21 protein-coding genes are annotated in these 21,505 nt (G+C 55.3%); 12 read left to right on the top strand and 9 right to left on the bottom strand.

All coding sequences use genetic code 11. The annotated features are described in order from the left end of the window. Window positions 1–95 precede the first annotated feature (95 nt). On the top strand, window positions 96–872 hold the full coding sequence (locus ACW17M_RS15720) for a ZIP family metal transporter (protein WP_039859457.1): 777 nt from the start codon (window positions 96–98) through the stop codon (window positions 870–872). A gap of 7 nt (window positions 873–879) precedes the next feature. On the opposite strand, the gene ACW17M_RS15715 is transcribed toward ACW17M_RS15720, so the two are convergent. After that, complete coding sequence (locus ACW17M_RS15715) at window positions 880–1,359, bottom strand: MerR family transcriptional regulator (RefSeq protein ID WP_022522335.1); 480 nt, start codon at window positions 1,357–1,359, stop codon at window positions 880–882. Window positions 1,360–1,427: 68 nt separating this feature from the next. Between ACW17M_RS15715 and ACW17M_RS15710 the strand changes: the two genes are divergently transcribed. Further along, on the top strand, window positions 1,428–3,638 hold the full coding sequence (locus ACW17M_RS15710; RefSeq protein ID WP_457547747.1) for a heavy metal translocating P-type ATPase: 2,211 nt from the start codon (window positions 1,428–1,430) through the stop codon (window positions 3,636–3,638). A gap of 25 nt (window positions 3,639–3,663) precedes the next feature. Here the strand turns inward: ACW17M_RS15710 and ACW17M_RS15705 are convergent, their stop codons facing one another. Further along, entirely contained in the window at window positions 3,664–4,680 is a 1,017-nt protein-coding gene (locus tag ACW17M_RS15705; RefSeq protein ID WP_009287343.1) for an isocitrate dehydrogenase, read from the bottom strand. Between the two features lie 642 nt (window positions 4,681–5,322). On the opposite strand from ACW17M_RS15705, the gene ACW17M_RS15700 reads away from it, so the two are divergent. The 3 genes from ACW17M_RS15700 to cfa all read left to right on the top strand — a co-directional run bounded on the left by ACW17M_RS15700 (window position 5,323) and on the right by cfa (window position 9,073). Next, window positions 5,323–6,813 carry a SulP family inorganic anion transporter gene (locus ACW17M_RS15700; protein ID WP_039859372.1) on the top strand — a complete coding sequence of 497 codons (1,491 nt, stop codon included), beginning with the start codon at window positions 5,323–5,325 and terminating at the stop codon, window positions 6,811–6,813. Window positions 6,814–6,832: 19 nt separating this feature from the next. Beyond that, entirely contained in the window at window positions 6,833–7,690 is an 858-nt protein-coding gene (locus tag ACW17M_RS15695) for a universal stress protein (protein WP_039859371.1), read from the top strand. Between the two features lie 228 nt (window positions 7,691–7,918). After that, entirely contained in the window at window positions 7,919–9,073 is a 1,155-nt protein-coding gene (cfa, locus tag ACW17M_RS15690) for a cyclopropane fatty acyl phospholipid synthase (protein ID WP_170834162.1), read from the top strand. Between the two features lie 17 nt (window positions 9,074–9,090). Here cfa and ACW17M_RS15685 read toward each other — a convergent pair whose 3' ends face one another. The 3 genes from ACW17M_RS15685 to ACW17M_RS15675 are packed head-to-tail and all read right to left on the bottom strand — an operon-like array spanning window position 9,091 to window position 10,878. Continuing rightward, entirely contained in the window at window positions 9,091–10,047 is a 957-nt protein-coding gene (locus ACW17M_RS15685) for an arsenic resistance protein (RefSeq protein ID WP_009287340.1), read from the bottom strand. A 46-nt stretch (window positions 10,048–10,093) separates the two neighbouring features. Further along, window positions 10,094–10,480 carry a fluoride efflux transporter CrcB gene (gene crcB / locus ACW17M_RS15680; protein ID WP_022522341.1) on the bottom strand — a complete coding sequence of 129 codons (387 nt, stop codon included), beginning with the start codon at window positions 10,478–10,480 and terminating at the stop codon, window positions 10,094–10,096. Next, a complete protein-coding gene (locus tag ACW17M_RS15675) occupies window positions 10,477–10,878 on the bottom strand; it encodes a fluoride efflux transporter FluC (protein ID WP_027958039.1) in 402 nt (133 codons plus the stop codon). Before ACW17M_RS15675 ends, crcB begins: the two co-directional genes overlap by 4 nt. A 164-nt stretch (window positions 10,879–11,042) precedes the next feature. On the opposite strand from ACW17M_RS15675, the gene ACW17M_RS15670 reads away from it, so the two are divergent. Then, window positions 11,043–11,897 (top strand): universal stress protein, encoded by an 855-nt coding sequence (locus ACW17M_RS15670; protein ID WP_039859369.1) that lies wholly within the window; start codon window positions 11,043–11,045, stop codon window positions 11,895–11,897. 11 nt (window positions 11,898–11,908) lie between these two features. On the opposite strand, the gene ACW17M_RS15665 is transcribed toward ACW17M_RS15670, so the two are convergent. Continuing rightward, window positions 11,909–13,105 carry an MFS transporter gene (locus tag ACW17M_RS15665; protein ID WP_342584374.1) on the bottom strand — a complete coding sequence of 399 codons (1,197 nt, stop codon included), beginning with the start codon at window positions 13,103–13,105 and terminating at the stop codon, window positions 11,909–11,911. Window positions 13,106–13,184: 79 nt separating this feature from the next. Between ACW17M_RS15665 and ACW17M_RS15660 the strand changes: the two genes are divergently transcribed. Beyond that, window positions 13,185–13,526, top strand: coding sequence for a TraR/DksA family transcriptional regulator (locus tag ACW17M_RS15660; protein WP_027958037.1), 342 nt, complete (start codon window positions 13,185–13,187; stop codon window positions 13,524–13,526). 25 nt (window positions 13,527–13,551) lie between these two features. Here ACW17M_RS15660 and ACW17M_RS15655 read toward each other — a convergent pair whose 3' ends face one another. Beyond that, window positions 13,552–15,243: a 2-isopropylmalate synthase gene (locus ACW17M_RS15655; protein WP_009287338.1), complete on the bottom strand. Its 1,692-nt coding sequence runs from the start codon at window positions 15,241–15,243 to the stop codon at window positions 13,552–13,554. Between the two features lie 278 nt (window positions 15,244–15,521). Here ACW17M_RS15655 and ACW17M_RS15650 point away from each other — a divergent pair, with 278 nt between their 5' ends. Both ACW17M_RS15650 and ACW17M_RS15645 read left to right on the top strand, forming a co-directional pair. Then, entirely contained in the window at window positions 15,522–16,007 is a 486-nt protein-coding gene (locus ACW17M_RS15650; RefSeq protein ID WP_022522347.1) for an Lrp/AsnC family transcriptional regulator, read from the top strand. A gap of 71 nt (window positions 16,008–16,078) precedes the next feature. After that, window positions 16,079–16,435, top strand: a complete 357-nt coding sequence (locus ACW17M_RS15645; RefSeq protein WP_022522349.1) for a RidA family protein — start codon at window positions 16,079–16,081, stop codon at window positions 16,433–16,435. Window positions 16,436–16,499: 64 nt separating this feature from the next. Here ACW17M_RS15645 and ACW17M_RS15640 read toward each other — a convergent pair whose 3' ends face one another. Continuing rightward, a complete protein-coding gene (locus tag ACW17M_RS15640; RefSeq protein WP_009287337.1) occupies window positions 16,500–17,363 on the bottom strand; it encodes a MurR/RpiR family transcriptional regulator in 864 nt (287 codons plus the stop codon). 214 nt (window positions 17,364–17,577) lie between these two features. Then, a complete protein-coding gene (locus ACW17M_RS15635) occupies window positions 17,578–18,933 on the bottom strand; it encodes an aldehyde dehydrogenase family protein (RefSeq protein ID WP_009287336.1) in 1,356 nt (451 codons plus the stop codon). Window positions 18,934–19,144: 211 nt separating this feature from the next. On the opposite strand from ACW17M_RS15635, the gene ACW17M_RS15630 reads away from it, so the two are divergent. The 3 genes from ACW17M_RS15630 (at window position 19,145) to ispD (ending at window position 21,492) form a co-directional block, all read left to right on the top strand. Further along, window positions 19,145–20,293, top strand: coding sequence for a GNAT family N-acetyltransferase (locus ACW17M_RS15630; protein WP_457547746.1), 1,149 nt, complete (start codon window positions 19,145–19,147; stop codon window positions 20,291–20,293). Between the two features lie 156 nt (window positions 20,294–20,449). Beyond that, on the top strand, window positions 20,450–20,788 hold the full coding sequence (gene ftsB, locus ACW17M_RS15625) for a cell division protein FtsB (protein ID WP_022522352.1): 339 nt from the start codon (window positions 20,450–20,452) through the stop codon (window positions 20,786–20,788). Further along, window positions 20,785–21,492: a 2-C-methyl-D-erythritol 4-phosphate cytidylyltransferase gene (gene ispD, locus ACW17M_RS15620; RefSeq protein ID WP_457547745.1), complete on the top strand. Its 708-nt coding sequence runs from the start codon at window positions 20,785–20,787 to the stop codon at window positions 21,490–21,492. The genes ftsB and ispD overlap by 4 nt, the downstream gene beginning before the upstream one ends. Window positions 21,493–21,505: the final 13 nt, after the last annotated feature.

Here is a 21,505-nt window from a genome sequence, read left to right as displayed (position 1 = left end):
ATTAATGCGTTAAAGTACGTGTTGATACCACGTTAGACAACAACGTGTCGTTCTCTTTGATGCCTTTCTGAATGCCAACCGAGTTTATGCTGTCCATGGAAAATACGTTGTTATTAGGGTTTTTGGGCAGCTTAATTGCTGGATTGTTGACGGCGGTAGGTGCGCTACCGGTGCTGCTAGGTAAAACGCCTAGCCGTGGCTTTCGTGATTTGGCGTTAGGTTTTGCGGCGGGGGTAATGCTGGCAGCGTCATTCTTTTCGCTGATTATTCCAGCGCTTGACGCTGCGGAAATCTATTATCCCGGTGGCCCCGTGCCCGCCGCGATTGTTTGTGCGGCTATTTTGTTAGGAATGGGCGCGATTGCGCTGCTTAACGAGCATCTGCCCCATGAGCATTTTGCCCAGGGCCGTGAAGGGCCGGAGGCTGCATCGCTTCGCCGGGTGTGGCTGTTTGTGTTTGCGATTACTATCCACAACCTGCCGGAAGGCATGGCAGTGGGCGTTGGCTTTGGGGCCAATGGGTTAGAGGGCGGTATGCCCCTGGCGATCGGTATTGGCTTACAGAACATGCCAGAAGGACTCGCCGTTGCGGTCGCCTTAATGGGCGAGGGCTACTCAAAGTGGCGCTCCTGGTCGATTGCTGCGCTAACCGGCCTAATCGAGCCCGTTGGCGGGCTATTTGGTGCCAGTATTGTCAGCGTTTCCCAAATACTGCTGCCCTGGGGCCTGGCCTTTGCCGCCGGCGCGATGCTGTACGTGATCAGCCACGAAATCATCCCCGAAACCCACCGCTGCGGGCACCAGAAAAAAGCCACCTTTGGCTTGGCGATGGGGCTGGTGATTATGCTGTTCTTGGATGTGTGGCTGGGTTAATTGCGCGTTAACCTATGACATCCGCGCCACCGTGAGGCCCCGTTTGATGGCACAACCGGTGGTCGCTGAGTACGTCAATAATATGGCACTGGCCAACATTGCCCCCCGCACATTGATTGATCATGCGTTTGAGCTCATCGCGTACCGAGGTGAGTCGTGCAAGTCGTGCCTCGACCTCGGCTAGGTGACGCTTCGCTAGCGTGTCTACCTCTTCGCAGGGCATAGTGGGGTAATCCGCCATTTGTAACAGCTCCCGGACTGCCTCCACCGAAAAGCCAAAATCCCGCGCATGGCGAATAAACGTCAAACGGCGGATAGCAGCAGTAGTGTAGCGCCGCTGATTGCCTTCGTTGCGCGGTGCTGAAGGCAGTAGCCCAATCTGTTCGTAGTAGCGCACCGTTTCTGGCTTGCAGCCGGACTCGCGTGCCAGCTCACCAATGCCGATATAACGCTCAGTGGCAGTTGGCTCAGGGGTTTGATCTTTCATTACTTGAACCTCTAGTGACTACAGGTATTACGCTGCTCCTAAGATAGACTAACTTGGAGCAAAGAGCGATGAGTACGACCACACCGGCTAAAACCTCTGCAGTTTCTCCGTCGCCGACCACCCTGCGCGTGCAAGGTATGGACTGCGGTGGCTGCGAACGTAAAGTTGAGGCGGCGCTAAATCGTTTAAACCATGTTGAACATGTTTCCGCGAGTTCTGTCACCGGCTCGGTGCGATTAACCGCACCGCCCGGTAAGACCCTGCCACATTCCGATATTGAGTCAACGATCACGGCTCTGGGCTACCAGGTAATCGATGAGTCGGTGAACACAACTGAATCGGAAAAGCCGTCCTCATGGTGGCAGTCGCCTAAAGGGCGTTTGGTGATTGTCAGTGGTGTATTGCTGGCGCTTGCCTGGGGGCTTAAATTCGCCTGGCCCACCCTGGGCAGTTGGCCGTTCATCGCCGCAACGGTCGTTGGTCTTGTGCCGGTTATTCAGCGTGCTTGGCAGGCGCTTAAGATGGGTAACCCTTTCACCATTGAAATGCTGATGAGCATCGCAGCCCTAGGGGCACTGGCGATAAACGCCGCCGCTGAAGCGGCAGTGGTGGTGTTTCTATTTGCAGTGGGGGAGATGCTGGAAGGCGTTGCCGCCGCTCAGGCGCGCCGCAGTATTTCGGCGCTTTCCAAGCTGACTCCCTCTACTGCGCGGTTGATGGAGCAGGGCGAAGCTCGGGAAGTTGCTGCCGCGTCTCTGGTGCCGGGGCAACGAGTGCAGGTACGCCCTGGCGACCGTCTGCCCTGTGACGGGCAAATTATTGCCGGTCACTCCTCGATTGATGAATCGCCTGTGAATGGTGAGTCGGTGCCACGGGAGCGTAGCGAAGGCGAGTCAGTATTTGCTGGCACCGTCAATCTGGATGGCGTGCTTGAAGTTGAGGTAACCCGCAGCGCTGAAAACAACACCATCGCCCGAGTGATTAAGCTCGTGGAGGAGGCTCAGGCGGCCAAAGCACCAGTGGCGCGTTTTATTGACCGCTTTGCGTTTTACTATATGCCTGCGGTCGTCGGGGTGGCGCTGCTGGTCGCTATCGTACCGCCGCTGGTATCGACGATGCTGTGGTCGGAATCCATCTATCGCGCCCTAGCGCTACTGCTTATTGCTTGCCCCTGTGCGCTGGTGATTTCGACGCCCGCGGCCATTGCAGCCGGGTTATCGGTGGGCGCTCGCAACGGTCTGCTGATGAAAGGCGGTGCGGTATTAGAGCAGTTAGGCAAACTCAAGCGGGTCGCGCTGGATAAAACCGGCACGCTAACCGCGGGCAAACCCTCCGTGACGGATGTAGAGAGCCTTGAAGCTGGTAGCCGTCTTGATAAAAGCCGTTGCGCTGAGATAGTGCGTCTTGCTGCCGCTCTGGAGCAGGGCTCGAGCCACCCCCTCGCTGTGGCGATCAGTGACTATTATGACCGGCAGGAGGGGGCTTCGGTACCTACTGTGCAAGGTGCTCGTGCGCTAGCAGGGCAGGGCGTTGCCGGACATGTCGAAGGACGTGAGTTAATGCTGGTGAGCCCGCGCTATTTACAATCTTTCACCCAGCACACCGGTGAGATAAAAGCCCGTATTGCGGCGTTGGAAGCGCAGGGCAAAAGCCTGGCCGTACTGATAGAAATAGGGATAGAAGGAGAGGACGGGATAGAAAGTGAGCGCCTATTAGGACTAATCGCTCTGCGTGATGAACCCCGTGAAGATGCTCGCGAAGGTCTTCAAGCGTTAGAGCGCCTAGGTGTGCAAGCCGTGATGCTCAGCGGTGATAATGCCCGCACCGTGGCGGCCATTGGTGAACAGTTGGGCATTGAAGCAGAAGGCGAGCTGATGCCGGAAGATAAAGCCCAGCGCGTGCGCGAGTGGCAGGCGCAAGGGCTTGGGCCAGTGGGTAAAGTGGGCGATGGTATTAACGATGCACCGGCACTCGCAGCGGCAGAAGTGGGTATTGCCATGGGTAGCGGTACCGATGTGGCGCTTGAAACCGCCGACGCCGCGCTGCTTAAAAACCGCGTAGGTGGGATAGCCGAGATGATCGCACTTTCCCGGGCGACCATGCGCAATGTAAAAACCAACGTGGCCTTGGCGCTTGGCTTCAAGGCGCTGTTTTTGGTCTCTACGGTGCTGGGGATTACAGGGATGTGGGTCGCGGTAATGGCTGACACTGGGGCGACCGTGCTGGTCACCCTCAATGCATTGTACTTATTGCGTTACCGCTTTAATGAAATTGGCTAGAAAGCGATCAGCTAGAAAGAGTCGACTAGTGGCTCTGTACGTACTCAACCAACGCCTGGGCGAAGGAGTCGGTAGAGCCAGTGCCGCCCATATCGGGGGTGACCATATCGCGGCGGGTTTCCAGCACGGTACGGATACCCTGGCGGATGGCGGTGCCTTTCTCTGTCATGCCCAGGTGATCAAGCATTTGTGCTGCGGCGAGCAGCAAGGCGCAGGGGTTAGCGATGTTTTTGCCTTCGATATCCGGCGCTGAGCCATGCACAGCTTCAAAGATCGCTGCTTTTTCGCCGATGTTCGCCCCTGGAGCCAAACCCAAACCGCCGACTAAGCCAGCGCAAAGGTCAGAGAGAATATCGCCAAACAGGTTGGTAGTGACCACCACATCAAACTGATGTGGGTTCATTACCAGCTGCATGCAGGCGTTATCGACGATCATCTCTTGGAATTCGATCTCGGGGTACTCTTTGGCAATCTCCCGCGCTACGTCCAGAAATAAACCCGAGCTGGTTTTGATAATGTTGGCTTTGTGTACCGCGGTGACTTTTTTGCGACCGTTGTTTTTGGCCAGCTCAAAGGCGTAGCGCACAATGCGCTCGGAGCCTTTGCGAGTCACTTTGATCACCGAAATGCCAGTATCGCCGTCGTCGATCATCTCCTGGCCGTCGGAAAGATACGCGCCTTCGGTGTTTTCGCGCACGGTGATCATATCAATATCGTCGTAGCGCGAACGAGTACCGGGGAAGCTAATCGCCGGGCGCACGTTGGCATAAAGGTCAAAGTGACGACGTAGCTGTACGTTAATCGAGGAGAAGCCCTTGCCAATCGGCGTGGTTAGCGGGCCTTTCAGCGCGATGCCGTATTTTTCGATGGCATCCAACGACTCTTGAGGAATCAGCGTGCCATGCTTTTCAAGGGCACCTAAGCCAGCATCGATGTGCTGGTAGGTTAAGCCACAATCCAAGGCGTCGAGTACTCGCAGCGTGGCCTCCATAATTTCGGGGCCGATACCGTCGCCCTTGATGACTGCAATAGATTGGCTCATTGACTGCTCCTCTTTAAATCGGCAGGCGTGTTCAGTAAAGAATAGCGTGCCGCTTCAACGTGCAAAGTTGGGATTTAATATCCTGTTAGTTAGCGGCGCAATGGTACTTCAGAAAGGGGGCAGAGGTCACTTTACCTATCGTAGTGGTCTATTACGTAGTGGTAGAACCTGACTAGCGGTGTTAGACGTGAGGTGCAATGCAGCAGAATTCCTGGTAGGATACGGCACTTTGTCGCACCTTGCTTGCCTACAATATGCTTTTTTGCGACACGTTTTATGCACGACTCTTTCTTTTCGCAACTGTAAAAGAATCTCTGCCAATGAATGTATTCAAACATTGCTTTTCAGGGCTGATGACTCCGCCCTAGCCCCTCGCTTCCCCTAAAGGTGCTGATAGTGCATTCATTGTGCTGTCATCGCTTTCTGGTACTTGTTTCTAGTGCCTTCTTTTAAAGTGCTTATGTTTTCAGTACTCAAGTTTTCAGTACCTGAATTTAGCGGCACCTAACGCTAGCTCACCACTATTTAAAATAAAAAGCTGATTATCCCAGCGTGCCAATGTGTTGGCGGTGCTTCCTCTTGTTGGCTGCGCTGTTTGACCGCTTTTGGCCTGTTATTAACCTAAAACCATGGATCCCTTGCATGTACGAAAAGTTTAAACAATCCTGGCTCTCCAACCTCAAGGGCGACACCCTTGCGGGGATTGTCGTGGCTCTTGCGCTAATCCCCGAGGCCATTGCGTTCTCGATCATCGCTGGCGTTGACCCGAAAGTCGGCCTTTACGCCTCCTTCGCTATCTGTGTGATTATCGCCTTTACTGGCGGCCGCTCCGGCATGATTTCAGCGGCAACCGGCGCCATGGCGCTACTCATGATTACCCTGGTGAAAGAGCACGGTTTAGAGTACCTGCTGGCCGCCACGCTGTTGACCGGTGTGCTGCAGATTGTGGCAGGATATCTAAAGCTTGCTGAGTTGATGCGATTCGTATCGCGCTCGGTGGTGACTGGGTTTGTCAACGCGCTCGCTATCCTGATCTTTATGGCCCAGTTGCCTGAACTGACGGGCGTCACTTGGCACGTTTATGCCATGACCGTTGCGGGCTTAGCCATCATTTACGGCTTCCCCTATGTGCCGGTAGTTGGTAAAGCCATTCCTTCGCCACTGGTATGTATTGTCGTGCTCACCGCTGTGTACATGCTGACTGGCATGGATATTCGCAGCGTTGGCGATATGGGCGAGCTGCCCGATAGCCTGCCGATGTTTTTGTGGCCTGATGTGCCGCTGAACGTTGAAACCCTAATGATCATCCTGCCCTATTCGCTAATGTTAACCGTGGTGGGCCTGCTTGAATCGATGATGACGGCGACCATTATTGATGACTTAACTGATACCAAGAGCGATAAAAACCGCGAGTGTAAAGGCCAGGGTATTGCCAACATTGGCGCGGGTTTGATTGGCGGTATGGCGGGCTGCGCCATGATTGGCCAATCGGTGATCAACATTAAATCCGGTGGTCGTCGTCGTACCTCGACGTTAATTGCCGGTATCGCACTACTGCTGATGGTGGTCTTCCTGGCGGATTGGGTATCCCAGATCCCCATGGCCGCGCTGGTGGCGGTAATGATTATGGTCTCTATCGGTACCTTTAGTTGGGAATCGATTCGCGATCTGAAAAAGCACCCCATGAGCACCAATATCGTCATGGTGGCCACCGTTATCGTTACGGTAGGTACTCACAACTTGGCGATTGGCGTGTTCGTTGGTGTGCTGTTGGCGGCGATGTTCTTTGCCAACAAAGTCGGCAACATCATGTATATCGGCTCCAAAGAAATAGAGCCGGGGAAAGAGCGTGAATACGAAGTCGTCGGTCAGGTATTTTTTGCTTCCTCCGAACGCTTTATCGGCGCGTTCGATTTCAAAGAGAGTATCGATAAAGTCACTATCAACCTCTCCCGGGCGCATTTCTGGGATATTACCGCCGTGCAGGCGCTGGATCGCGTGGTGATTAAATTCCGCCGTGAAGGTACCGAGGTAGAGCTTGTGGGCTTGAGCGAGGCCAGTGCGACGGTCGTGGATCGCTATGCGGTACACAACGACCCCGAAGCGGTTGAAAAGCTGATGGGCGGCCACTAACCAACGCAAGGAGAGCGACATGACAGATCAAGTATTAGCCGCTATTGACGGCTCCCAGTTTTCTGAAGGCGTCTGCGATTATGCTGCCTGGGCAAGCTTGGCTATGGATGCACCGTTAACCTTTGTGCATGTGGTCGACAACCACTCAGCAGTACCCGAAGAGCAGAACCTTTCCGGCAACCTGCGTTTCGGTGCCCGCGAAAGGCTGATGAAAGAGCTTTCCGAGCTTGATGAGCAGCGCGCTAAAGTGAATCGCGAGCATGGCAAGCTGATGCTGGAAGCAGCTAAAGAGCGCGCTATCGATGATGGAGTCAGCAACCCCACCACGCGCCAACGCAATGGCACCCTGGTGGAAAGCTTGTTAGAGCTTGAGGAAGACATACGGTTGCTGGTGGTGGGTAAGCGCGGTGAAACCGCCCACCAGGCCAGTGGCCACCTTGGCTCTAACCTTGAACGGGTGGCGCGTGAATTGCACCGTCCGATCCTGATGGTGCCGAAAACCTTCAAGCGACCTGAAAAGATATTGATGGCCTTTGACGGCAGCAAAACCGCCCGTAAAGGCGTCGAGATGCTGGCTCGTTCGCTGCTTTTTGCTGGCACTGAGTGCCATGTGCTGATCGTGGGTGCGGAAACGGCTGAACGCCGTTCCGAGCTTGAGTGGGCGTTAGGCATATTGCGCGATGCGGGCCACCAAGCCGAAGGCGCCATTCGTGCAGGCGAGGTAGATGAAGCCCTGCAAGCTTACGAAAAAGAGCATGGTATTGACCTGCTGGTGATGGGCGCTTATGGGCACTCGCGTATTCGCCACTTGCTGGTAGGTAGCACCACAACGGCTATGCTACGTGGTAGCCGCATACCGGTGCTGATTTTGCGCTAGGGCTCAATAAGCTAAAACTCAAAAAAAGCAGCAGCGCATAACCGTTTAGCTCGCTGTGCGTATTACCTTCGCAGCCGGCCCTCTTTCTTGAGTGAGCCGGCTTTTTAGTCTCTGCAGTGCATAAATGATCTCCATCAAATGATGCTAATGTTGCCATGCGCTTCTATGCTAGTAGTCAGGTTGTAACCTATTCACCCACTGGAATAGCGTAAGGAGCCTGCTGTGAACATGCCTATGTTGGAAAAAAAGCCTGTTGGCTTCGACGAAGCCTCTACTTCCCACCGTTTTGTTGCTGAGCTACTGGCCCAAGCCGATATTCATTTCGACGGGCACCGCCCCTGGGATATCCAATTGAATGCCCCCGGCGTTATTGATAGCGCTCTTTCGCGAGGCAATCTTGGGTTTGGCGAAAGCTACATGAAGGGGGACTGGAACGCCGATCGGCTTGATGAGCTGTTTTACCGCTTAATGCGTGCCCAGCTCGGGCAGCGTATCAAGCCCACTCAATTGATTTATCACTCTCTGCGTTCGCGCCTGCTGAATCGGCAAACGGTGAAGCGTGCCTGGGAAGTGGGCGAAAAGCATTACGATCTGGGTAATGACTTCTACGCGGCCATGCTCGATCAGCGCATGACCTACACCTGCGGCTACTGGAAAGATGCCAAAACCCTGGACGAGGCCCAGGAAGCCAAGCTCGATCTCGTCTGCCGTAAATTGCAATTAAAGCCAGGCATGCGCGTGCTGGATATTGGCTGCGGCTGGGGAAGCTTCATGGCCTACGCGGCTGAGCACTATGGTGTTGAGTGCGTGGGCCTGACTATCTCCAAAGAGCAAGCGGAGTTTGGGCAACGATTGATCAAAAAGGGCTTGCCGGTAGAGTTTCGACTGCAGGATTACCGCAATGAAAGCGAGCAGTTTGACCGTATTGTCAGCATCGGCATGTTTGAGCATGTGGGGCATAAAAATTATCGCGAGTATATGAACGTGGTTAACCGCTGCTTAAAGGATGACGGCCTGTTTTTGCTACATACCATCGGCAAAAACTTAAGCAACACGGTGACTGACCCCTGGATTGATAAATATATTTTCCCCAATGGCGAACTGCCCACCTTGGGGCAAATAGCTGATGCCGCCGAAGCACTGTTTGTGGTGGAGGATGTGCATAACTTTGGGGCTGATTACGACCGTACTCTGATGGCATGGCACAATAATTTCGAGAGGCACTGGCCCACATTCGAAAGCCAGTATGGCGAGCGTTTCTATCGCATGTGGCGCTACTACCTGCTGAGTTGCGCCGGTGCTTTCCGAGCCAGAGAAATTCATCTTTGGCAACTGGTGATGAGTAAGCAGGGGGTACTGGGCGGTTATTCCCGCGTTAGCTAATCGCTATCTAACACAAGCTAGGGATCTGGCAGTAGCTTATTGGGCACCCAGCGTAAGAGTGTCACCATACCAAATAGCTCTACCAGTGATTGAAACACCACCACCACAACCGCCGCCTGCCAAGCGCTGGGTAGCGTCAGGGCGATGGGCAACATCATAAAAGAGTTACGTGTACCAAAGCTAAACGCTAGCGTTCTAGCGCTGGCGGTGGGTAGCTTAAACAACTTGCCAAGCCCCTTACCCAATAGAGCTGCAAAGAGTAAAAAACCAATAAAAATAAACACCACCTGAACCAACACTTGGCTAAGGCCGAACACAGTGTTGACCTGGGAAGCGGCGATCATAAACACCACTAAGGCCAGTAAGGGCACTGGCAGTATTCCCAGGTAATACACGGTGCGTTTAACTGCCTTGTGACGCTGGGCTATGTACTCGGTTAACCAGGCGAGTGCTAAAGGCGTGAGAATAAGCCCTGCAAAAGCGCTCAATAGTTCTTTAGAGAGCGTTAGCTGAAACCACTCACTGCCCAGGAACAGCCACAAATAAACGGGTAACGCGACTAACTGCACCAGCAGCAGTAGTGGGGCGGCGGCAACGGCCCGAGCGCTATCGCCCTTGCCTAAATGCGTGAAGGTGATAAACCAATCGGTGCAGGGCACCAGCAGTACCAGTAAAACGCCTGCCAGCACGGCGGGGGAGAGTGGTAGCCAAATAACGGTAAGGGCTAAAAAGGCTGGAATGGCAATAAAATTACCGACCATCAACGCGGCCATAAAGCGTGTGTCAGCGAAGCTTCGGGCAATATGCAGCAAAGGAATTTGCGTAAAGGTGGCGTAAAGCAGCACCGCTAACAGCGGCCATAAAAAATGCGCTAGCGGCTCAGCGAATTGCGGTGCTCTGATGCCTAACGTTAGGCCTAAGCCAATGAAAATCAGGTAGAGCCAAGACTGATGCTTTTCCATCTGATCGCGCATGCTGGCACATCCTGTCGCTAACGGTTTTGCAATCGGGGCTGTTTTGCTAACGAAAAAGCGCCATGCGCTCACCCACCACGGCAGCGCCCAGCCAAAGGGGAAGGCTAACCACAATGTAAACCAGCGCAATCCCCGGGCGGTCTAACTGCACCAGATGTAGCGTCTCTAAGCTAAATAGCGAAAAGGTGGTAAAACCGCCGCAAAAACCGGCCACCAATAATGGCTGAAAACGCGCTAGCTGGCTGTGGGGGGAGCGCGAGAGGGTGGCGGCCAACCAACCGATTAAGCACGAACCCAGTACGTTAACAATGAGTGTTCCCCAGGGGAAATAGCCCCCTAGTGCTGCCTGGGATAATAGCGAAACGCCGTAGCGCAGCGCGCTGCCCACGCCGCTACCGACACCTACCGCAAGGTAAGCCTTCCAGGCGCTCATAAGGTCGCTCCTGACAGAGAAGCCCCTGATAACAACCAGCCCAGGGTGACCATGACTAAACCAAGCAGCAGCGTGGTGCCCACATTAATGCCTGCGCGGAGTTGCTGGCCGCCCTGCCATAGCTCAATGGTCTGCAAGCTAAAAGAGGAGACAGTGGTGTAGCCACCTAACACACCTCCGACGGTGAACAGCCATACAGAAGAGGGGGCGCTAGCGATACCTAGGCTGCCGAGCAGCCAGCCCGCTAGAAAGGCTCCGCTGGCGTTAACCGCCAGGGTTCCCCAGGGGAAGGCCTTGCCGAGATAGCGGGCGAGTAGATTTGAAACCGCAAATCGTCCCATCCCGCCCAGCGCGCCGCCTAGTGCGACTAACAGTACGCTTGTTAAGCCATGCCCCATGCTTTCCTCCGAGTCGCCAACTTCAATAGGCCGCTAAGTTTAGCATGTGCGTTTTATAGCGTCCGAAGCACGCAAGAACGTTTTAGGGTGTCGTGGGGTAATGAGTTCGTGTAGAAAAGGGTGAGAATATAAAAATAATGTTGATGCTCAAGGAGAAGTACCTCATGTCAGATCGCGTGTTGGCAGCTATTGATAGTTCTCAGTTTTCAGAAGGCGTGTGTGATTATGCGGCTTGGGCCGCCCAAGCCCTGGATGCTCCGCTCAGTTTTATTCATACCGTGGATAACCATGCCCAAGTAGCTGAGCCGGATTTAACCGGTAACCTGGGACTAGGTACTAGAGAGCACCTGCTGGAAAAGCTGTCAGCTATTGAAGAGCAGCATGCCAAAGTCTCCCGCGAGCGGGGCCGTCTGCTACTCGACGCCGCCAAGGAGCGCGCGGCCAACGCCGGTATTGCCGACCCGCAGTGTTTGCAGCGCAACGGCACTCTGGTGGAAACCCTGGTCGAGAATGAAAAAGATGTAAGGCTGTTAGTGGTAGGCAAGCGGGGCGAGACGGCGCACCAAGCCAGTGGTCATTTAGGTTCCAACCTAGAGCGCGTGGTGCGGGAAATGCATCGCCCGATTCTCATGGTGCCGAAAGAGTTTACTCAACCGCACAATGTGATGATGGCGTTTGACGGCAGTAAAACGGCTCGTAAAGGCGTGGAAATGCTGGCCAAAAGCCCGCTGTTTGAGGGCGCTACCTGCCACGTGGTGATTGTGGGCGCGGAAACCGCTGAAAACCGCTCGCAGCTGAGCTGGGCGCTGGAAACCTTACGCGAGGCCAGGCACACCGCCGAAGGGGCGATACGCGCGGGCGAGGTGGAAGAGACGCTGCGTACCTATAAGCAAGAGCATGATATCGACATGCTGGTGATGGGCGCCTACGGCCACTCGCGGATCCGTCACCTGCTGGTCGGCAGTACTACCACCACAATGTTGCGTAATGCCCAGTTGCCGGTGCTGATTTTGCGCTGATTTCTGCACTTTTATGGCTCAGCCGGGATAGTGGAGGTTTCCCGCAGTACACGCTGAGCCAGTAGCCAACCGGCGATGATAAACACCAGCATGCCCAACAGAAGCGCATGGAACGGAGCGCCTGCCCCAAGGGCTAACCCCAGCACCGCAGGCGCGACGCCGGTGGAGAACACCATGGCAGCGCTAAGCGCAGAGCGTACCCGGCCTAGATGTTCAGCTCCCCACAGCTTAATTAGCAGGCCTGAGGCAATCAGCTCTTGCGCGCCCATGGCCAAGCCGCCCCCTACCATCAATGCCCAAATGCTGATATGCCCGCCAATGGTGAGTGCCATCACCATGGCAAAGGCGTAGGGGAGTAGGTAAAGGCGGGCTAGCTTTACGGGGCCCAGTTTATCCACCCAGCGGCCTCCTAATAAGGCCCCCGGCAGTTTGGCGATTCCCATGCCGGTCAGCGCCAGGGCGTAAACCGCCAGGGAGCTCTCCAGAGACTCCGTTAATTGCGCTTGATAGATAAACAGCCCCGTCATGGTGATGGGGAGGGCCATTAATAGTGGCATTAGCAGCCAAAAGCGTTTTTCGCGAAAGGGACGAGGGCCATGGGGCGTCTGCCTGGTTGGTTTAACGCCCGGTGCGTCGGGCCAAGGTGCTTTTAACAGTAGCCACAGCCAAGGCAAGGCGATGACGCCACACAGTAGCCACCAGAAGGTTTGCCAACTGCTCCAGATAAGCGCAGCCGCCACTAACGGGGGCAGCAGCGCTTCTCCCAGCGGTATCCCTAGGTTAGCCAGGCCAATGGCACGGCCGCGCATGGTGGAAAACTCTCGGGCAGCGAGGGTGTTACCCAAATGGGTCAACATGCCTTGGCCGCATAGCCGCACTATGCCAAGGCCGACTATCCCCAGCCACCACCAGGGCGATAAGGTAAGCAGTACAACGCCGGTTAACAGCAGTGACAAGACGATTGCCGCAAAGCGCTGTGGGTTAATCCAGTCGATGGAGGGCCCAAAGCGCAGCATGCAGAAACCCGCTATCAGGGTAACCACGGCATAGGCGGTGCCAAACTGGCCGACGCTAAGACCCAGGTGGTCTGAAAGGGGCGCTTGAAAAAGACCAATAAAGTAGCTCTGCCCAAGGCTTGAGCTAAACATCGCTAGAAAAGCGATACTGAGTACGCTGCGGTGATCGCGCAGCAGGGTGCGATAGCCCATCGTAACGTTCCCTTCGCGATCAAATAATTAGTAGGTTAACGATTGTTGGTAAATGATTGTAGGCTAGTGGGAGGTGCAGATGAATCACCCTGAGGTGGATATAGTCGTTATCCGTGAGAAATTACTTGCTCTTGACGCCACGCTCCGCGAGGAGAGCGCCAGCAGTGAAGAGTCCCGGGATACGGTGATGCTGGATCAAACGTCGGTAGGTCGGCTGTCGCGTATGGATGCAATGCAAGGGCAAGCGATGGCCAAAGCAGGCGAGCAGCGACGTCAGCTAAAGTTGAAGCAGATTGCCGCTGCCCTGCAACGCATTGAGAGTGAAAGCTTTGGTGAGTGTATAGAGTGCGGCGAATGGATTGGGGCCAAACGCCTCACCTGGGACCCATTAGTGCTGAAGTGTATTGAGTGTGCTGATTAGACCCTGCTCCTTAGAGCCAAGCCGTTTACGCTTCGGCGGCAGCTTCTTGCTGCTGCTCAGTTGTCTGACCAGGATTAATCGTTGCGTTAATACCTGACAACAGTGCCTTGAGCGATGCACTCACGGTGTCGCTATCTTCGGCCACTGCGCAAAGCCGTTGGCCATCGATATTGAGCTGAACGAAGGCTATGGCATTGGCTTCACTGCTGGCACCCAGCGAATGCTCGCTGTAATCGATAATCCCTACACTGCTGCCGGAGTGGCGTTGCCACGCATCGGTAAATGCCGACATCGCGCCGTTGCCCTTGCCAGAAAGGCGCAGCGTTTCGTCACCCTGTTTCAGCGTCAGCTCAATGCCTTCCTGCTGGCCTTTGGAGAGCTGATAATCCACAAGAGATAGGGGCGCTTCCTGGGTGAAATTGTCGAACATCACCTGGCGAATCATTTCACTGGAGAGTTCGCTGGCGCGCCGCTCGCTCTCTTGCTGAACAAAGGGGGCCAAAGCCAGCATCATCCAGCGCGGCAGGTTAATGCCGTAATCCCGCTCAAGCAGGAAAGCCATACCGCCCTTGCCGGACTGACTATTGACGCGAATTACCGCCTGATAATCGCGGCCGATATCATGGGGGTCGATGGGCAGATAAGCCACTTGCCAAGGCTCGTCGGGTTTTTGGTGCTTGAGGGATTTACGAATCGCATCCTGGTGGCTGCCCGAGAAAGCGGTGTAGACCATCTCGCCCACCCAGGGGTGACGCGGGTGTATAGCGATACCGGTGCACTCGTTGACCACCTGAATGATTTCATCAGGGTTGGATAGATCCAGTTCAGGATCGATGCCCTGGCTGTAGAGATTCATCGCCAGGGTGACGATATCCATATTGCCCGTGCGCTCGCCATTGCCCAGCAGGGTGCCTTCTACCCGCTCGGCGCCGGCCAGCAGGGCGAGTTCAGCAGAGGCTACCGCACCACCGCGGTCATTGTGGGTGTGCACCGAGATAATCACGCTGTCGCGGCGGCTAATGTGCTGGCAAAAGTACTCAATCTGATCGGCGTGATGGTGCGGCCCGGCCACTTCCACCGTGGTGGGCAGGTTGAGAATGCATTTATTCTCTGGCGTCGGCTGCCACACATCCATCACCGCTTCGCAGATTTCCAGCGAAAAATCGATCTCGGTGCTGGAGAAACTTTCCGGGGTGTACTCGAAACACCACTCAATCTCGGGGTATTGGTCGGCGTAGGTTTTGACCCAGGTGGCCCCTTGTACCGCAATATCGACAATCCCGGCACGATCCATCTCAAACACCCGCTCGCGCTGAATGGTGGAGGTGGAATTATATAGGTGAACAATGGCGCGCTTGGCACCCACCAGCGAGGCAAAGGTCTTCTCAATCAGGTGTTCACGGCACTGCACTAGTACCGCTATGGTGACGTCATCGGGAATTTGATTCTCTTCGATCAGCCAACGCACGAAGTCGTAGTCGGGCTGGCTGGCCGAAGGAAAGCCTACCATGACTTCTTTAATGCCCACTTTAACGATCTGCTGCCAGAAGCGTTGCTTTTGCTCAACGGTCATCGGCTCAAGCAGCGCCTGATTGCCGTCGCGTAGGTCTTCGCTCACCCAGATCGGGGCATGATCCAGGTCACGATCTGGCCATTGGCGATTGAAGGCAGGTACGCGGGGCGCAGGGCGATATTTGCGATGATCAAAAGCAGACATGGTGAGTTTCCTAAAGGCGGTGAGTTGTTAAAAGCGGCCGCTTGTGGCGTATGCCGCATTGCTGCAGTGCCAGGGTGAGGCACTTTAAGGGGCTGCTTGTGGCAATGACTCTTGTGGTACTGAGCTATCTCTTACTGGACTATCTTTTACTAGCTATCTCGTACTTGACATAGTGTATGCGGAGAGCGACGAAAGGTTATTGCGAAAATGTAGTGTTATCGCCAATAATTGACATTAAATATCGCATAATTCGCTTTTATTGGTAGGAGCTGCTTTCTATGGCCGTAATGCCGCTGTCGCTTGATCGATTTGATCGCCATATTCTGGATATTGTGCAGCAGGAGGGGCGCATCAGTAATCAGGAGTTGGCTGATCGAATCGGGCTTTCGCCTTCGCCCTGCTTGCGCCGGGTGCGGGCTCTGGAGGAGCACGGCCTAATACTGCGCTACCGTGCGGAGGTCGATTCCCGCCAACTGGGCTATCAGTTAATGGCGCTGCTGCATATTTCCATGGATCAGCATACGCCGGAGCGCTTCGATAATTTTGAGCGCCATATTCGTGAGATACCCAACGTTATCGAGTGCCTGATCATTACCGGTCAGGCGGCGGATTTTCAGCTCAAAATCCTGGTGCGGGACATGGATGACTACCAACACCTGCTGTTGCATGTGATTAACCGCATCGAGGGTGTTACCGGCGCGCATACCAGCTTTGTGCTGCGGCGGGTCTTTGAGCATCGGCCGGTACCTACGGATCGGCTTTGATAAGAAGGCATAGTCAAGGATAAGCCAAGCGGTTTAGACTGCTTTTCTTAAACCCACTAGGAGTTTTCCCTATGACCATTCAACGCCACGATACAAAAGCCCGCATGAGCCGTGCGGTGATTCACCAGGGCGTGGCCTATTTGTGCGGCCAAGTGGCTGGCCCGGAGGCCCGCGAGGGCGACATTACTGCCCAAACGGAAAGCATGCTGGCGCGGGTGGATGCGCTACTGAAAGAGATTGGTTCAAGCCGTGAGCAGCTGCTTAGCGCGACGATCTACCTGAAAGAGGGCAGTGACTTTGCCGCTATGAACGGGGTATGGGATGCCTGGATGCCCGCAGGCTACGCACCGGCGCGCACCTGCGTCTGCGCGCCCATGCCCGCCGATGAGCTTAAAGTGGAAATTACGGTGACTGCCGCAGTGAGCTAACTGCTTTCTATTCGCTACTCACCATTCACCCCTCACTATTTTCCATTCACTTGCTATTTATCATTCACTTACCGGGCTTTTCTACCGGAAAGCGGGTGTCGCGCAGGCTGTCTTTGATTTTCTTGAGGTGGGGTAAGAAGTCTTCACCACGCCTCAAGGTTACCCCAGTGGCCAGCGCATCAATCAGCGTTAATTGAATTACCCGCGAGGTCATCGGCATGTAGTGGTCGGTGTCTTCGGGGGTAGCGACATCCAGGGTGGCGGTGCATTCGTTGGCCAGTGGCGAGTTTGGCGCGGTTATACCAAGAACGACGGCCCCTGCATCCCTCGCCAAACGGGCGATATCCACCAGCTCCCGGGTGCGCCCGGTGTAGGAGATAATCACCACCACATCCCCCGTATGGCAAGCGGCGGCGACCATACGCTGCATCAGCACATCAATGTAGGCCATCACCGGCAGGTTGAAGCGGAAGAACTTGTGCTGGGCATCCTGGGCCACCGCGCCAGAGGCACCCAAGCCAAAAATATGGATCTGCTTGGCCTGGGTAAGGTAGTCGACCATGCGCTCGACAGCACCCATATCGATGTCGCGCTGGGCTTCATCGAGGGCGGCGATGGTGGCGCCAAAGATTTTGTGGGTGTACTGGGTGGCGGAGTCGCCAGGCTCCACTGCACGGGTCACATAGGGTGTGCCGCCAGCTAAGCTCTGGGCCAATTTGATTTTAAAATCGGGATAGCCCTTGGCGCCAAAGTTACGGCAAAACCGGTTAACCGTGGGTTCGCTGACGCTAGCTGCCTGGGCCAGGCTGGCAATGCTTAGGCTGGTGGCGACCGTTGGGTCTTCAAGAATTACATTGGCGACTTTACGCTCCGATCGGTTGAGTTCTTCTAAACGTTCGCGTAAGCGGTCAAGTAAGTCATGAGCCATTAACGGTCTCCGTGTCGTGTATGGAAAGCAGCAAATTTCCTATGCTTACAAAAGTTTTCCCACGAGTTTCAGTAAGCTGTTGCAAATGCTCAGGGCAGTTTCTGCTGTGCTTACGTGGGCTTTGTAGATAATTCCAACGTAGAGCGTATGTGAAATATATCATAAGGGCATTGTGAAAATTTGTTATTAGCAAACGATCATCAGTTCTTAAGCTTTAACCGACTCCTAACAATTTCATTAACCAGCGCCGATAAGGTGGATAAAGCAAGTGGCTCGAGGTGCGTTTTGATTGATAAAAAACGCTGCGTAAGTGGCTAAAACGCTCAAAGCCGTGACGGCCATGGTAGGCGCCCATGCCACTCTCGCCGACGCCGCCAAAGGGCAGTGAAGGAACGGCGTGATGAAGAAGCGTGGCATTAAACACCAGTGCGCCAGAGCGTGTCGTTTGCAGCAACTGCTGCTGTAAGCCCTTATCATGTGTGAAGGCATACAGTGCCAGCGGGTGAGGGCGGGCATTCACATAACGTATTGCGGCCGACATATCGCTAATGCCAATTACCGGTAGGCAGCGGCCAAAAATCTCTTCGCGCATCACCTGTAGCCCCTGGTGGGGGTCGATAATCAGCGCTGGGGCATGAGTGCCGTGATCGATGACTCTGCAGCCGTGGTCTTGGGCTTCTTGCAGCATGGCATCTAGCCGCTGCTGGTGGGCCGCGTTAATCGCGTGGGTGGCCGCATGATCGTCGGGGCGCTGCCGTTGAATAGCCTCGCTCAACGCTTTAACCAAGGCATTAATATGGCGGCTCTCAACCAGCACGTAGTCGGGGGCGATACAGGTTTGCCCGCCGTTCATGCCTTTTCCAAAAATAATATCTGCTGCCGCTTTGTCGAAATCCGCATCGCCTGCCACGATGGCGGGCGACTTGCCGCCCAGTTCAAGCGTCGTTGGGGTCAAATTCGCCGCGGCTGCTTGGGCCACTTGCCGACCTACCGCGCTGGAGCCGGTGAACACCAGGTGATCGAACGGCAAACTGCTAAAACGACGCGCCACCTCTACATCGCCTTCTACTACCTTGAGTTCTTCAGGGGTGAAGTATTGCGGCACCAGTCGCTGCAGTAGGGCGCTGGTAGCGGGGGAGTGCTCGCTGGGTTTAAGCATCACCACATTGCCCGCAGCAAATGCATCCACTATCGGCATTAGCGCCAAACTCCAGGGGTAATTCCAGGGTGACATCACGCCGACAACGCCCAGCGGCTGCGGCGCGATGCGTGCCCGGGCAGGCATCAATCGCCACGGCATGCTGACCGACCAAGGGCGCATCCAGCGCCATAGATGCAGTCTGGCATGGCGAATGGCGTGGAGCACCGCGCTGATTTCAGCCATGCGTATTTCCACCTCGTTGCGCTGACCAAAATCCGTTTGAATCGCGCGGATAATCTCAAGCTGGTGATGCTTGGTCATACGAGCGAGGCGGGCCAGCCGGTCACGACGCACCGTTAGCGTCGGGTAGGGCATTTGATCGACAGCGTGGCGCTGCGTTTGAAAGTCACCCGTCATATCGCGCGTCATGGACTCTCCTCATATGCCGTTACCGGCGTGGCGTTAACGTTAAATACTGCAGTTCAATAGCCGTATCTGCTTTCGTTGGCATAGCCCGATGGCATAGCTCGTTGATTTAGCCAGTTGATTTAGACATCGGTGTAGATGGTTAGTGTAAACGGTTTATATAAACAGTTAGTGTAAAGTGACCTTTTAGCCCCCACACGTTCGGGAAGGTGCTATGCCGTTACCCCCACTATCGATCACCATTCTACCCACCATTGAGGCCGTTACGGCAAGCCAGTGGGATTCACTGGTCGATAATGATCAGCCCTTTTTGCGTCACGCGTTTTTACACGCCCTGGAGGCAAGCGGCTCGGTCAGTGAGGCCACGGGCTGGGAACCGTGCCATCTGAGTGTATGGCAAGGCGAGCAGTTGGTAGCGGCGCTGCCGATGTACCGCAAGCACCACTCTTACGGTGAGTATGTGTTTGATTGGGGTTGGGCGGAAGCGCTAGAGCGTGCCGGTGGTCGCTACTATCCAAAAGCCCTCAGTGCGGTACCGTTTACGCCAGTGCCTGGCGCGCGCACGTTAATCGCCAGGCATGTCGATGCCCGCGCCGTCCGTGGGCTGCTGGCCGGCGCCTGGCGCGGTCAGTGTGAAAGTCTCGGTCTGTCTAGCTGGCACTTGCTATTTGCCGACGAGGCCGATGTCACCGCCTGGCAGGCACAGTGTCCTGAGCTTATTACGCGTGAAGGCGTACAGTTTCAGTGGCGTGATCGCGGCTTCGGCGATTTTGAGGGCTTTCTAGCCAGCATGACATCGAAACGGCGCAAGATGATCAAGCGCGAGCGTCGCTTGGTCGCCGAGCAGGGGCTACAGGTAGCGCACCTTGAGGGTGATGCAATTACATCAGCGGACATGGTGCATTTCTATCGCTGCTATGCAATTACCTACCATGAGCGCGGCAGGCCGCCTTACTTAAACTATGACTTTTTTGAGCGCCTGCGCCAAACCATGCCAGAGGCGCTGGTGCTGGTGCAGGCTTACGTTGAAGGGCGCCCGGTGGCAGCAGCGCTCTATTTTCGTGGCAGTAGCACGCTCTATGGGCGCTACTGGGGGAGTGAAGTCGTCGCCGATTGCCTGCATTTTGAGGCATGTTACTACCAAGGTATCGAGTACTGTTTGCAGCGCGGCTTAACGCTGTTTGATCCGGGCACCCAGGGCGAGCACAAGCTGGTACGCGGGTTTGCGCCCCAGCGTGTGCGCTCGCTGCACTATATTAGCCACCCTGGGCTGGCTGCCGGTGTTGCCCAGTTTTGTCATCAAGAGGGTGAGCATGTCAGCGCCTACCGCGATGCGGCCCATCAAGCGCTGCCATTTAAGTAGTTATTTAAGCTGTCATTATAACGACGTGCGGCTCGCTGGTGCTGCCCCTTAATGGCATAATGCGCGCCGATAAGCACTCTTTAGTGTATCAACGCCGCTTTTGATCAAACCAGGGCTTTGAATAAAATCCAGCCGATATTTCCAAGGAGTGCCGTGATGCGTAAATGGTTAGTGATGACATTGCTCGCTGTCTTGGCGCTGCTTCAGTACGAGCTGTGGTTAGGCAACGGTGGCTGGCACGATTTGCAGCAAGTGGAGCAGCGGGTCGCGGTGCAAGAGGCGGCCAATGTGCCCATGCGCGAGCGCAATGCGCGGCTGGCGGCCGAAGTGACGGATTTAAAAAACGGTTTAGACGCCATTGAGGAGCGGGCACGTAGCGATATGGGCATGGTGCGCACCGACGAGCAGTTCTTCTGGGTGCCTGGTGTAGCGATTGAGAAGGAGCTTATCGGTATTAATGCAGGTCTGGTCGCTCCCCAGGAGCCGCCACAGTGAGCCAAACCTGGTTAATTGTGCCCGCGGCGGGTCAAGGGCGCCGTATGGGGGCCGATAAGCCCAAACAGTACTTAACCTTGGCCGATGAGCAGCCGGTGTTGGCGCATACTTTGGCACGCCTTCATAGCGCCTTTCCTAGCGCTCGCTTGGTGCTCTGTTTAGATGCCGACGACCGCTGGTTCTCGCCCCACTGGGTGCCTTTTACTGTCTGGCAGCGCGTGACCGGGGGCGATGAGCGAATGGACAGCGTCTTAAATGCCCTACACGCGATGGCCGCCGATGATAATGACGTAGTGATGGTGCATGATGTGGCCCGCCCCTGTATTACCGTGAGCGATCTCCAGGCGCTGTACCAAGCCGCCGCGACCCACCCCGCAGGCGCGCTTTTGGCGATGCCGGTGGCGGATACCATGAAGCGTGCCGATGATCAGTGCCAAAGCGCGCGAACCGAACCGCGGGATGACTTGTGGCACGCGCTAACGCCCCAAGGGTTTCGCTATGCACTACTACGGCGAGCCTTAGAAACCGCCCGCCAGCAACGAACCTTGGTAACCGATGAAGCCTCGGCGGTTGAAGCCTTGGGCGAATGCCCACAGTTGGTAAGCGGACGGCGCGACAACCTGAAAATTACCCACCCGGATGACTTGGCGCTGGCAGCCGCGATTATGGCGGCACAAACCGTTAACACGCCTGACAGGCTTTAATCACTAGGAGCTT

Source organism: Vreelandella sp. 2A-K22, assembly GCF_054065485.1.
Note: the sequence above shows the minus strand (reverse complement) of the source record. Positions and strands in the feature narration are given on the sequence as shown.